9 protein-coding genes are annotated in these 13,011 nt (G+C 34.9%); 2 read left to right on the top strand and 7 right to left on the bottom strand.

Annotated elements, in window-relative coordinates; genetic code table 11:
* Nucleotides 1-28: 28 nt before the first annotated feature.
* The 5 genes from ACEE93_RS03940 to parE all read right to left on the bottom strand — a co-directional run bounded on the left by ACEE93_RS03940 (nucleotide 29) and on the right by parE (nucleotide 8,387).
* Nucleotides 29-1,240: an AI-2E family transporter gene (locus ACEE93_RS03940; RefSeq protein ID WP_449156405.1), complete on the bottom strand. Its 1,212-nt coding sequence runs from the start codon at nucleotides 1,238-1,240 to the stop codon at nucleotides 29-31.
* Between the two features lie 67 nt (nucleotides 1,241-1,307).
* A complete protein-coding gene (gene glcT / locus ACEE93_RS03935) occupies nucleotides 1,308-2,159 on the bottom strand; it encodes a glucose PTS transporter transcription antiterminator GlcT (RefSeq protein ID WP_449156404.1) in 852 nt (283 codons plus the stop codon).
* A gap of 153 nt (nucleotides 2,160-2,312) precedes the next feature.
* Entirely contained in the window at nucleotides 2,313-3,782 is a 1,470-nt protein-coding gene (locus ACEE93_RS03930; RefSeq protein ID WP_449154990.1) for an alanine/glycine:cation symporter family protein, read from the bottom strand.
* 178 nt (nucleotides 3,783-3,960) lie between these two features.
* On the bottom strand, nucleotides 3,961-6,390 hold the full coding sequence (gene parC, locus ACEE93_RS03925) for a DNA topoisomerase IV subunit A (protein WP_449154989.1): 2,430 nt from the start codon (nucleotides 6,388-6,390) through the stop codon (nucleotides 3,961-3,963).
* Complete coding sequence (gene parE, locus ACEE93_RS03920; protein ID WP_449154988.1) at nucleotides 6,390-8,387, bottom strand: DNA topoisomerase IV subunit B; 1,998 nt, start codon at nucleotides 8,385-8,387, stop codon at nucleotides 6,390-6,392. Before parE ends, parC begins: the two co-directional genes overlap by 1 nt.
* Nucleotides 8,388-8,659: 272 nt before the next feature.
* Between parE and plsY the strand changes: the two genes are divergently transcribed.
* Together plsY and ACEE93_RS03910 are read left to right on the top strand one after the other, a co-directional pair.
* The gene (gene plsY, locus ACEE93_RS03915) at nucleotides 8,660-9,241 is read left to right on the top strand and encodes a glycerol-3-phosphate 1-O-acyltransferase PlsY (protein ID WP_449154987.1); all 582 of its coding nucleotides are present in this window, start codon (nucleotides 8,660-8,662) and stop codon (nucleotides 9,239-9,241) included.
* A gap of 72 nt (nucleotides 9,242-9,313) precedes the next feature.
* A complete protein-coding gene (locus ACEE93_RS03910) occupies nucleotides 9,314-9,613 on the top strand; it encodes a HesB/YadR/YfhF family protein (RefSeq protein WP_449154986.1) in 300 nt (99 codons plus the stop codon).
* Between the two features lie 82 nt (nucleotides 9,614-9,695).
* On the opposite strand, the gene menI is transcribed toward ACEE93_RS03910, so the two are convergent.
* A complete protein-coding gene (menI, locus tag ACEE93_RS03905) occupies nucleotides 9,696-10,148 on the bottom strand; it encodes a 1,4-dihydroxy-2-naphthoyl-CoA hydrolase MenI (protein WP_449154985.1) in 453 nt (150 codons plus the stop codon).
* 138 nt (nucleotides 10,149-10,286) lie between these two features.
* On the bottom strand, nucleotides 10,287-12,986 hold the full coding sequence (acnA, locus tag ACEE93_RS03900; protein WP_449154984.1) for an aconitate hydratase AcnA: 2,700 nt from the start codon (nucleotides 12,984-12,986) through the stop codon (nucleotides 10,287-10,289).
* Nucleotides 12,987-13,011 lie beyond the last annotated feature (25 nt).

Below are 13,011 nucleotides of genomic sequence, written 5' to 3'. Positions count from 1 at the left end.
CCATTCATTGTGTAAGAAACCTTTTTGATTACTTATAATTAATTTCTCGATAATCCTCATCTTCTTCAGCAATCTCATATTCTCCTGATTCATCAGCATAATATCGGTTATACCGACGTTTAAATAACATAAACAGGTGAGATACGAGTACTTTTAAAATCGCATATGCTGGAATACCTAAGATAACACCTACAACACCTAATAAATTACCTGCACATAATAATACAAAAATAATTGTTAGAGGATGTATTTGTAACGTTTTTCCCATCACATTTGGCGAGATAAAATGACCTTCTATAAACTGCACAAGCGTCCATACAATGATCAATTTAACCAACATGAACGGTGATGACATTAATGCGATAATAATGGCTGGCGAGATAGCGATGGTTGGCCCTAAGTATGGCACCACACTTGTCACAGCAGCGACACTCGCTAAAATCAGCGCATAATCTAGACCGATAATTGAATAACCAATTAATAATAAAATACCGATACAAAATGAGACGATAATTTGGCCTTGAATATAAGAACCGACACGCTCACTCATTTTATCTAATAAATCATGAACATCCTTACGAAATTTAGGCGGTACTGCTTTAATTGTAGCTTGTTTAAAACGAAAACCATCTTTTAACATGAAAAAGAGTACAAATGGTACCGTTACAATCGCTACAGTGATATTGACTAACACTTCCGCAAAAGTACGTATTTTAGACCCAAATGTATTAGTAAGCGATGGTAATTTATCTTGTAAACTTTGAAATGCTTTTTCAATTTGTTGAGAGTAATCCGATAGAAGCGGAATGTGCATCATATCATTAATAAAGCTTGTTACGCGATTTAAGTATATTGGAAAGTCATGAACAAGGCGTTGAAATTGAGCACTGACTACTGGAATCAGTAAATTAACAACTAAAGTAAACAAACCAATAATCGCTAAAAACAGAATCACAATGCCCCAAACTCTCTTAATATTATAACGTTCCATGAAGTTAATCACTGGATTAAAGAGATAATATAAAATCAGAGCAATAATAATCGGTGCGGCGATGGTATTAAAAATAATGATAAAGGGCTGAAAAACATAAGAAACCCGATCAAATATAAAAATAACCACACCAATTAAAATGAAAACGAGTAAAGCAAATACTAAATCCTTTCCGCCGAAAAATTTCATAAATCGACTTTCTCGAATATCGAAATTTTTCACCTTACTTTTCTTTTTTTTTTCTTCCATGCTATTCACCATTCTTTCATTGAAACACTTATAAAAAGCACATTACATGCGTAATAACGTAAGTGTATCACGTTAATTTTTGTGATACTAATACAAGATGATAAATATGTAATGTCAAATATGCAACTTCTGCATTTGTTAACGCAATATTAAATAACGACTGAATTACTTTACTTCCCTTTACAGCCACATTATAACAAATAGGATATTGCGCTTTTAACAATGTTTCAAAATTCACATCCATCGTTGTATGCTCGTCCTTTTTTAAACGTTCTAGCAAGAAATGAATATGTCTAATAAAACGTTGATACTGTATCGATTCTGTAGAAACATGTATATTAAAATCATGTTCGATTAACTGGATTAACTTTTGAATTAATTCAGGTACTTTTTGTGTATCTTTTATCGTGTGATTGTTAAGAAATGAAGAGATATGCAACGTAATAAACCCAACTTCATCCTCTGGAAATGAAATATTTAATACATTGTTAATACGATTCACTACCCTTTTAGCAATTTTGTATGCGTCTGGATAACTAAATTGTGTTTCACTTAAAAAAGGATTCGGAATAAATTGATTATTTTTTAAACGCTTAATTGCAAAGATTAAATGGTCTGTTAATGCCACAATGAATGATTCGTTTCCGTTTAAACCAACATGCGTTAATATCATTTGTACTGAATCAATGACAGCACGTAAAACATGCTCATCTGTTTGAGCGACAAGCTGTTTATAATGATCTTGTTCTACTTTATTTTCTAACGTGAACACTTTTTCAATCATTTCTGGGTTATGAAGTGTCATGCCTGCTTTTTTATTAAAACCTAAACCCTTACCAATCACGACGACTTCTGCGTGATGAGGTTCACATATAATGACATTGTTGTTGAGAATTTTTGTTATTTTATATTCTTTCATTGTTTATCGACTCCACTAACTTTCATGTTCATAGTATATACGGCATCACATCATAAGAAAAGCCAAAAAAGAAGTATTCTTTGACAATACGATAATATAGATAAAAATAAGGCTAAGACACCTTAAAATGTCTTAGCCTTAAAAGTATAATGCTTAAAATTTATCATAATTCTTTAATTGTTTTGAGGGATTACCCCAACATTCGATGCCAAATAAATTAATTTCGAGATCTTCCGGACGAAAGACCGGGCGTTTTCCTTCTTTACGTTGACGTTGATAATCTTTCATCACTGCAAACGCAATATTTGATAGGCCGATAATAGCGACAATATTAACAATAGCCATTAATCCCATGAATACGTCTGCTGTACTCCAAACCGTTTCTGTTTTAATCACTGCACCCACAAAGACAAGTACAACCACTAAACAACGGAAGATAAATAATACCACTTTATTTTTTGATAAAAATTCGATATTTGCTTGTCCATAATAATAGTTACCAATGACTGATGAAAAAGCAAATAAGGCGATAGCGACTGTTAAGAAAATGCCGCCAACACTACCAATGTGTTCATTTAATGCTGATTGCGTAACCGCTACACCTTGTGTCGCATTTTCACCAAATTCTAATCCTGAATATAATAAGATCATAATAGCCGTTGCAGTACATACTAAGATGGTATCAAAAAATACACCTAAAGATTGAATTAATCCTTGTTTAACAGGGTGCGATACTGCAGCAGTAGCGGCTGCGTTTGGTGCAGAACCCATTCCTGCTTCATTTGAAAATAGACCACGTTTAATACCTTGTAACACTGCGAAACCTACTGCACCACTTGTAGCTTGTTCAAATCCAAATGCACTCTTAATAATTGTTGAAATCATTGGTATAATTTGATCGAAGTGGAATAAAAGTATTCCTAAAATCATTAAAATATAAATGATTGCCATAACTGGCACAATCGTAGACGATAATTTTGCAATACTACGAACGCCGCCGAAAATCACAATACCTGTAATGACTGCAAGCACAATACCCGTAACGATAGGATCAATACTATATTGAGTATTTAAAGACTCTGCTATCGTATTGGATTGAACTGTGTTAAAGACGAATGCAAACGTAATAGTAATAAGAATCGCAAATAACGTACCTAACCAACGCTGATTTAATCCTTTTAAAATGTAGTAGGCAGGACCTCCGCGGAAGCCACCTTCTTTATCAGGTACCTTATATACTTGTGCTAATGTTGCTTCAATAAAGGCACTTGCTGCACCAATAATAGCAATGATCCACATCCAAAATACAGCCCCAGGTCCACCTAATACAATGGCTGTAGCCACACCAGCAATATTACCAGTACCTACACGTGAACCTGCACTAATTGCGAATGCTTGAAATGGAGATATCCCCTTTTCTCCTGAATCTAACGTTTCCGGTTTTTCTGTAAGGGCTTTAAACATTTCAGGTAACCATCGGATTTGTACGAATTTCGAACTAATCGTAAAGAAAAAACCCGCTGTCAGCAGTAAACCAATTAAATACTGCGACCAAATCAAATCATTACCTACTTGGATAAATGATTTAAACCATTCCGGAATTAAATTATCAAAATCTCTCACATTAATCCCTCTTTACTATTAAATTAATTTCCTTATGTCTCTATGTAAAAACAACTAGTCTTATTTTATCATTGTTAAACTATCCTGACTATTTATTTTTAAATCTTTATGTTTTTAAAGTAAAAAAGACATGATAACAACTTACTTTAACGCAAGCTGATATCACATCTTTTTGTAATTAATGACTTATTTGATCAATGAATAAATCTTGTATTTTTCCAAATTCATTAATATCTACTACAAAACTGCCGTTTGTATACTGTTCAGATAGATGAATATCACTTACTAAACCTTCATGTTGGTGTGCATCAGAGATGATAATATAACGTAATGATGTTTCATCACCACGACAAACTTTAGCTGTCACCACACGATGAGGTTGTTTTTTTAGCTCTTTCAATAAAGTAATCCCTCTTTGTGCACGTTTAGCAATTTGTAACACATCATAACCAATACGTTTTAAAGCACCTCTTTGTGTCACAATTAACAGTGAATCCTCAGGTTGAATCAAATTAACCATAGCGACTCCATCATCTTCTTTAAGGTTGATTGCTTTAACACCCATCGCGCGTAAACCAGTATCAGGTAGCTCAGTTGGTGGATAAGTTAAAGACATCCCTTTGTGCGTTAATAATGTAATCATAGATGTTGTATCTTCTTTGTGTAACATCATCACTGAGACAAGCTCATCTTCCGGCTTAACCTTCATAGCCACTAAAGGTTTATTGATACGAGTCGATTTGAACGTAGAGAGTAAACTTTTCTTAATCATACCTTGACGGGTTGCTGTAATAATCGCATCTTCTTCTGTAAAGCGATTAACCACGATACATTCAATCACATGTTCGTTTTCTTCGATAGGTACAAGTTGTGAAATATGTTGACCTAAATCTTTCCACTTGATATCCGCTAATTTATGGACCGGAATATAAAGATAACGTCCTTTATTTGTAAATACTAAAGCGGTATCTTGAGTATTTACTTCCGAAATTGTTAATACGTGGTCATTTTCTTTAAGGCCAAGCTCTTCTTTACCACTAGCATTAAAACTTCGTAAAGATGTACGTTTAATATAACCTTCACGTGTTAGACTAAGTACCACTGTTTCGCTTGGTACAATCACATCTTTATCAATTTTAATTTCTTGAATTTCCGCTTCAATTGTTGATAAACGCGGTGATTTAAATTGTTTTTTAATCTCTTTTAATTCCTCTTTGATCACTTCTAATAAAGCTGGATGATGATCTAAAATGTGTCGATAGTGTTCAATTTGATTTTTCAACGCTTCATGTTCTTCTTGAAGTGCCACAATGTCCGTATTGGTTAATCGATACAGTTGTAACATCACGATAGCTTCTGCTTGTTTTTCAGTAAAATCAAATTGTTCAACTAAATTATCTTTAGCATCACGTTTGTTTTTGGATTGGCGAATAGTCGCGATGACTTCGTCTAAAACAGACAGTGCTTTCATCAGACCTTCGACGATATGCATGCGCTCTTCAGCATTGTTTAAATCGTATTTTGTACGACGTGTCACTACTTCTATTTGGTGATCAATATAATTATCAATAATCGTTTGGATCCCCATAAGTTTTGGGCGACCCTCACTAATAGCTACCATATTAAAATTATACGTCACTTGAAGATCTGTATTTTTAAATAGGTAGTTTAAAATAGATTCCGTATTAACATCTTTTTTAACTTCAATCGCAATACGTAAGCCGCTTCGATCTGTTTCATCTCGTACTTCAACAATACCATCTACTTTTTTATCAGCTCTAAGTTCATCTATTTTTTTAACAAGCGCACTCTTGTTCACTTCATAAGGAACCTCTGTAATGATGATTTGACTGCGTCCATTTCTTAATGATTCCTCTTCTGTTTTAGCACGAATCACAACTTTACCTTTACCAGTTTCATATGCTTTTTGAATACCATCAATACCCTGTACGATACCGCCAGTAGGAAAATCTGGCCCTTTGATATATTTCATCAACTGTTTCACTGAAAGATTAGGATTATCGATATATTTCAATGTCGCTGTAATAACTTCTGATAAATTGTGGGGTGGAATATCTGTCGCATAACCTGCTGATATACCAGTAGAACCATTCACTAATAAATTAGGAAAGCGAGCAGGTAATACCATCGGCTCCATTTCAGTATCGTCATAATTAGGCACATAGTCCACTGTATCTTTATTTAAATCACGTAATAACTGTTCCGATAACAAGCTTAACTTAGCTTCTGTATAACGCATTGCAGCAGGTGGATCGTTATCGATACTTCCGTTATTCCCATGCATTTCGACAAGAACATGGCGCAATTTCCATTCTTGACTCAATCTTACCATTGCATCATAGACTGAAGAATCACCATGAGGATGTAACTGTCCAATCACATCCCCAACTGTTTTAGCACTCTTACGAAAGTTTTTATCATACGTATTTCCATTAGAGTACATCGAAAACAGAATACGACGTTGAACAGGCTTTAACCCATCTCTTACGTCAGGTAGTGCACGTTCTTGAATAATGTATTTACTATATCGACCAAATCGATCGCCTATCACATCTTCTAATGGTAAATTTTGGATGATTTCACTCATTATACATCCTCCTCTTCCATTACATCATCATCTAATATCTGAATCTCTTCATTTTCTAAAATACTTTGATCTTCTTGCATACCAAATTGTACGTGACGTTCAATCCACTCACGACGCGGCGCAACCTTATCGCCCATAAGTGTAGACACACGTTTAGAAGAACGAACTTCATCTTCTATTTGAACACGTATTAATGTACGTGTCTCTGGATTCATCGTTGTCTCCCATAACTGATCCGGGTTCATCTCACCTAAACCTTTATAACGTTGTAAAGTAAACCCTTTTCCAAATTGTTTTTGTAATTTTTCAAGCTCTTCATCCGTCCACGCGTATTCTACTTTCTTTTGCTTACCTTTACCTTTTTCTAACTTATAAAGTGGTGGCAATGCTATAAATACTCTGCCTTCAGCCACAAGTGGACGCATATATTTAAAGAAGAATGTTAACAGTAACACTTGAATGTGTGCACCATCGGTATCTGCGTCAGTCATGATAATAATACGGTTATAATTACTATCTTCTATCTTAAAGTCATTACCAACGCCAGCACCAATAGTATGAATAATCGTATTAATTTCCTCGTTTTTAAAGATATCCTCTAACTTAGCTTTTTCTGTATTAATAACCTTACCTCTCAATGGTAAAATGGCTTGAAACTTTCGGTCACGTCCTAACTTAGCTGAACCTCCTGCTGAATCACCTTCGACTAAGTAAAGCTCATTTTTTTCAGTGTTTTTACTTTGAGCAGGTGTGAGTTTTCCAGAAAGCAACGTGTCCTTACGTTTATTTTTCTTACCTGAACGCGCATCTTCTCTAGCTTTTCGTGCTGCTTCACGAGCTTGTTGCGCTTTGACCGCTTTTTTCACTAATGTTTTAGATAACTGGCCTTTTTCTTCTAAATAGTAAGGTAACTTATCAGAAACGACTGATTCCACAGCGCTTCTCGCCTCTGGTGTCCCTAATTTGGATTTCGTTTGTCCTTCAAATTGTAATAATTCTTCAGGAATTCGCACCGAAATAATGGCTGTCAAACCTTCTCTTATATCGTTACCTTCAAGATTTTTATCCTTAGCTTTTAAATCACCAATACGTCGTGCGTAATCGTTAAAGACACGTGTCATTGCCGTTTTAAAACCTACTTCATGTGTGCCGCCATCTTTTGTACGAACATTATTAACGAAACTCATAATACTCTCAGAATATTGATCGTTATATTGGAATGAGACATCAACTTCAATATCATTTGACTCACCTTGAAAAAGGGCCACATCATGTAATACTTCTTTACCTTCATTAACATAGCTAACAAAAGCCTTAATGCCTTCTTCATAATGATACGTTTCAGTACGTTCTTTTCCAGCACGTTTGTCTTCTAAAATAATTTTTAAGTTTTGTAATAAAAAGGCAGATTCTTGTAGTCGTTCACTAAGTGTATCAAATTGAAAAGAAGTTGTACTTTTAAAAATGTCAGGGTCTGGTTTGAATGTCACTCGTGTCCCTCGTTTTGATGTTTTGCCTTTTTGAACGAGTTTCGTTTGAGGTACCCCACCATGGGCGAATTGTTGTTCATATTTGTAACCATCTCTATGAATTTCAACTACTAACCATTCACTTAATGCGTTCACTACAGAGGCACCTACACCATGTAAACCACCTGATGTTTTATAGCCACCTTGACCAAACTTACCACCTGCGTGTAAAACAGTGAAGATGACTTCTACCGTGGGTTTACCAGACTGGTGTGTTCCTGTTGGCATACCACGTCCATTATCGGCAATAGTAATGCTCTCATCTTTATTGATTGTAACCTTTATCTCATTACCGTAACCATTTAATATTTCATCCACAGAATTATCAACGATCTCATAAACTAAATGGTGTAATCCACGTTTATCTGTAGAACCTATGTACATACCCGGACGTTTTCTAACCGCTTCAAGCCCTTCTAATACCTGAATAGAATCATCCGAGTAGTTATAACTATTTGATGTTGACACTTCTTTCCCCTCCTACAAACATACGTTCGTTCTTAAAACTATACAATAGATATTCTTATATAAAATACACAAAAATGCAAGCACTAATACTAAATCGCTAGTATTTAAATATCCTTTAACCATTATCATTTGACAATTTAATGAACAAGAATATGTATCTCTCGTGTTTATAATCTACAACAACACATTGCACTTTAACTTCATATATCAATACCTCCAATAAAAAAATTATGATAAAATAGTAGCAGGTTCTAAAAGGGATGTGAGTGAAGATGATGATTGCAATACTCATCGTTATAAGTTACTTGATTGGATCCATACCCAGTGGTGTCCTAATCGGAAAATTGTTTTATAAAATTGATATTAGAGAGCATGGAAGCGGAAATACGGGAGCGACAAATAGTTTTCGAGTTTTAGGTAAACCAGCAGGCTTTGTCGTTACTTTTTTAGATATTTTTAAAGGATTCATCGTTGTATTCTTACCAATGTTATTTGATGTTAATGTCCCAGGATTATTAATTGGGATTTTTGCTATTATTGGTCATGTCTATCCAATATACCTTAAATTTAAAGGTGGTAAAGCTGTCGCAACGAGTGCTGGCGTATTATTAGGTGTCAATCCTCTTTTATTTGTTATTCTGATAGGTGTATTTTTTGTCATTTTATATTTAACAAAATACGTATCATTATCTAGTATTATCGCTGCCATCAGTTGTTGCGTTGGTTCATTATTTGTACACGATTATATCTTATTAATTGTAAGTGTGATCGTTACGATACTTTTAATATATCGCCACTCTAGTAATATTAAGCGTATTGTTAAAGGCACTGAACCTAAAATAAAGTGGATGTGATCATAACGGTTTCAAATATTGTTTTTACCTATTACAATAGAACACACACTTGTTACGAGAGGAGCTAAAATAATGCAAATCAAATTTACAGATAACGCGATACAATGGTTTAAAGAGGAATTGGATTTACCAGAAGATGGCAAGGTTTTACAATTTTATGTACGCTATGGCGGTGAATTCGAACTCAAACAAGGATTTAGCCCAGCTTTTAATGTAGAATTCGTAAGTGATATAGATGAAATTGGATATGAAACAAAATTTGATGGTTTAACAGTAGTCGTAGCAGAAAAAGATATGTGGTATTATGAAGATCACGTCCTTGAAGTTGACGTAAATGACGATGAAATTATCTATCAAGCTGAAGAAAAATAAAGACTTTACACATCCTGATGGAATTGGAAACATTCATGTCGTTGCCAATCGCCATCAGGATTTTTTGTGTGTTAATTGATAATTATTTTCCTACTTCTAACGTTTCACCATTTTGATTACGTTCATATACATCTTGATAGATATCATACCAATTTGGAAAGGCTTTATCTAAACGAACCGGTTTTTGAGTTGTTTGATCAACGAGTACATTATCCGTATATCCTACAGTCGCTAACTCTCCTGCCTCGTTATACACCTCATATTGATAACGTGTACGTATCTTTGAAAATTTAGAAACCCAAGTTTTTACAGTTACTTTTTCAGGATATTTAATGCTTTTTTTATAATCAATTTGAAGAGAGACCACTGGAGAAACGATGCCTGCTTTTTCCATTTCAGCATAATCTAAGCCGAGTTTGCGTATATAATCTGTTCTAGCTACTTCAAACCATGTCGCATAGTTCCCATGATAAATCACAGCCATTTGGTCTGTTTCTTGGTATCTACTCTCAATTTCTGTTAATGCATAAATCATTTTTTACCTTCTTTCCTAAAACGTTAATGACAGTATTATTGTAACAAAAAAGAAGAGTAAGATAGAATCAAATCACTTCTGCTTTGATTCATACCTTACTCTTATAATTAATCTTCTATTTCATATCTTTCAATAATATTAAGCAAGTTTTTTACGTAATACTAATTGTAAAATACCGCCATGACGATAATAGTCAATTTCTACATTTGAGTCGAAACGTGCTTTCGCTTCAAATGACACAGTAGAGCCATCTTCTTTAGTTGCTGTCACATTGACCGTATCACCAGGTTGAACTGATTCATCAATGTCTACTGCGAAATGTTCTTTACCATCTAATCCTAGTGAATCTGCTGAATCACCTTCTAGGAATTGTAATGGTAATACACCCATCATCACAAGGTTTGAACGGTGAATACGTTCATAACTTTGAGCAATAACTGTTTTGACACCTAATAAGTTAGTACCTTTAGCAGCCCAGTCACGAGAAGATCCCATACCATAGTCATGACCTGCTAATACAACTAATCCTGTACCATCTTCTTTATATTTCATTGCAGCATCAAAAATTGGCATTACTTCTCCTGTAGGCCAGTAAGTTGTAAACCCGCCTTCAGTGCCTGGTGCTAATTGATTTTTAATACGGATATTTGCGAATGTACCACGTACCATTACTTCATGGTTACCACGTCTAGAACCATAAGAGTTAAAGTCACGAGGAGACACACCGTTATCTAGTAGATACTTACCTGCTGGTGTATCTTTACCAATTGCGCCTGCTGGTGAAATATGGTCAGTTGTAACTGAGTCACCGAATTTACCCATGACACGTAAGTCAGTTAATGGTTGAATTGTGCCTGGCTCTTTAGATAAACCTTGGAAGAATGTAGGATTTTGAATATATGTTGAATTATCATCGAAATTGTATAATGGTTGATCTGTCGTATCAATTTCATTCCATAATTCATTATTATCATAAACACTCTTATACTCTTCTTTAAATAGTTCAGGTGTTACTGTATTTTCTACTGTATCAGCCACTTCTTTGATTGTTGGCCAAATATCTTTTAAGTATACATCTTCACCGTCTTTACCTTTACCTAATGATTCATTTTGAAGATCAATATCTACCGTACCAGCTAAAGCGTATGCTACAACAAGTTGTGGAGAAGCAAGGTAATTTGCTTTAACTAGTGGATGGATACGTCCTTCAAAGTTACGGTTACCTGATAAGACAGATGTAACAAGTAAATCTTCATTAGCGATAGCTGTTTCAATTTCTTCTAATAATGGACCTGAGTTACCAATACATGTTGTACAACCATAACCAACAAGGTTGAATCCTAATTGATCTAAGTAAGGTTGTAAACCTGCATCACGTAAATATCCAGTTACAACTTTTGAACCTGGTGCAAGTGATGTTTTTACATATTCAGGTACTTCTAATCCTTTTTCTACTGCGTTTTTAGCTAATAATCCTGCACCTAACATAACGTATGGGTTAGAAGTATTTGTACAAGATGTGATGGCTGCAATCGCAATATCACCTGTTTTCATTTCAGTTGTTGAACCATCTTTAAATGTTACTGTTGCTTTTTTATCAAATTCACTTTCGTCTAAACCGTGACCTTGGTTACCAGCTGGTGCAGTCACTGATTTTTCAAATTCTTCTTTCATGTCACTTAAGAAAATTAAATCTTGTGGACGTTTAGGACCTGATAAAGAAGCTTCAACTGTTGATAAATCTAAATCAACGACATCTGTGTAGTTTGGTTCTTCAGAAACATCAAAGAATAAATGGTTCGCTTTTAAGTATTGTTCAACTGTTTCAATATGTTCTTCTGTACGTCCTGTTAAACGTAAATATTTTAGTGTTTCATCGTCTACTGGGAAGAAACCACATGTTGCACCATATTCAGGTGCCATATTTGCAATTGTAGCTCGGTCAGCTAGTGGTAAACTATCAACACCTGGGCCAAAGAATTCCACGAACTTACCAACTACGCCTTTTTTACGTAACAATTCTGTCACACGTAAAGCTAAATCAGTGGCAGTTGCCCCTTGTGGTAATTCATTAGTTAAACGTACGCCAATTACCTCTGGGATTGGGAAATAAGATGGTTGACCTAACATACCAGCTTCGGCTTCAATACCACCAACACCCCAGCCTAATACGCCAAGGCCATTAATCATTGTAGTATGAGAGTCAGTACCTACTAATGTATCTGGGAACGCAACGTTTTCCCCATCTTCTTCACGTACATGCACTACATTAGCAAGATATTCTAAGTTAACTTGGTGCACGATACCCGTTGCAGGTGGTACAGCATTGTAGTTATCAAATGCTTTTGTTGCCCAATTTAAGAATTGGTAACGTTCATAGTTACGTTCGAATTCTAATTTCATGTTACGTTCTAACGCTTCAGGATTCGCATAACTATCTACTTGTACTGAGTGGTCAATGACTAAGTCCACTGGTACTTCTGGGTTGATTTTTGATAAATCGCCACCCACATCATCCATAGCTTTACGTAATGAAGCCAAATCTACAACAGCTGGCACACCTGTAAAGTCTTGTAAGATAACACGTGATGGTTTGAATGGTACTTCACCTTTTTCATTTTCTTTACCAAACGTAGATAATGCTTTAATGTGATCATCTGTAATCACGTGACCGTCTTCTTGACGTAAAACAGATTCTAATAACACACGAATTGAATAAGGTAAACGACTTACTTTAGTTAAGCCTTGTTCTTCTAATGTATTCAAATCATAATATGTTAATTCTTTACCATTAACTTGAAGTGACTTTTTCGTTTGTTCTTTTAAATTCGAAGTCATTCAATATCCCCCCTGATATAATTCT

Source organism: Staphylococcus sp. 11262D007BW, from assembly GCF_053547815.1.
Note: the sequence above shows the minus strand (reverse complement) of the source record. Positions and strands in the feature narration are given on the sequence as shown.

Bases quoted from the DNA above. Each gene is read 5' to 3' on its own strand.
- ACEE93_RS03910 (WP_449154986.1), top strand. From the start codon at position 9,314: ATGCAAATCAAATTTACAGATAACGCGATACAATGGTTTAAAGAGGAA.
- menI (WP_449154985.1), bottom strand. From the start codon at position 10,148: ATGATTTATGCATTAACAGAAATTGAGAGTAGATACCAAGAAACAGAC.
- glcT (WP_449156404.1), bottom strand. From the start codon at position 2,159: ATGAAAGAATATAAAATAACAAAAATTCTCAACAACAATGTCATTATA.
- acnA (WP_449154984.1), bottom strand. From the start codon at position 12,986: ATGACTTCGAATTTAAAAGAACAAACGAAAAAGTCACTTCAAGTTAAT.
- ACEE93_RS03940 (WP_449156405.1), bottom strand. From the start codon at position 1,240: ATGGAAGAAAAAAAAAAGAAAAGTAAGGTGAAAAATTTCGATATTCGA.
- parC (WP_449154989.1), bottom strand. From the start codon at position 6,390: ATGAGTGAAATCATCCAAAATTTACCATTAGAAGATGTGATAGGCGAT.
- plsY (WP_449154987.1), top strand. From the start codon at position 8,660: ATGATGATTGCAATACTCATCGTTATAAGTTACTTGATTGGATCCATA.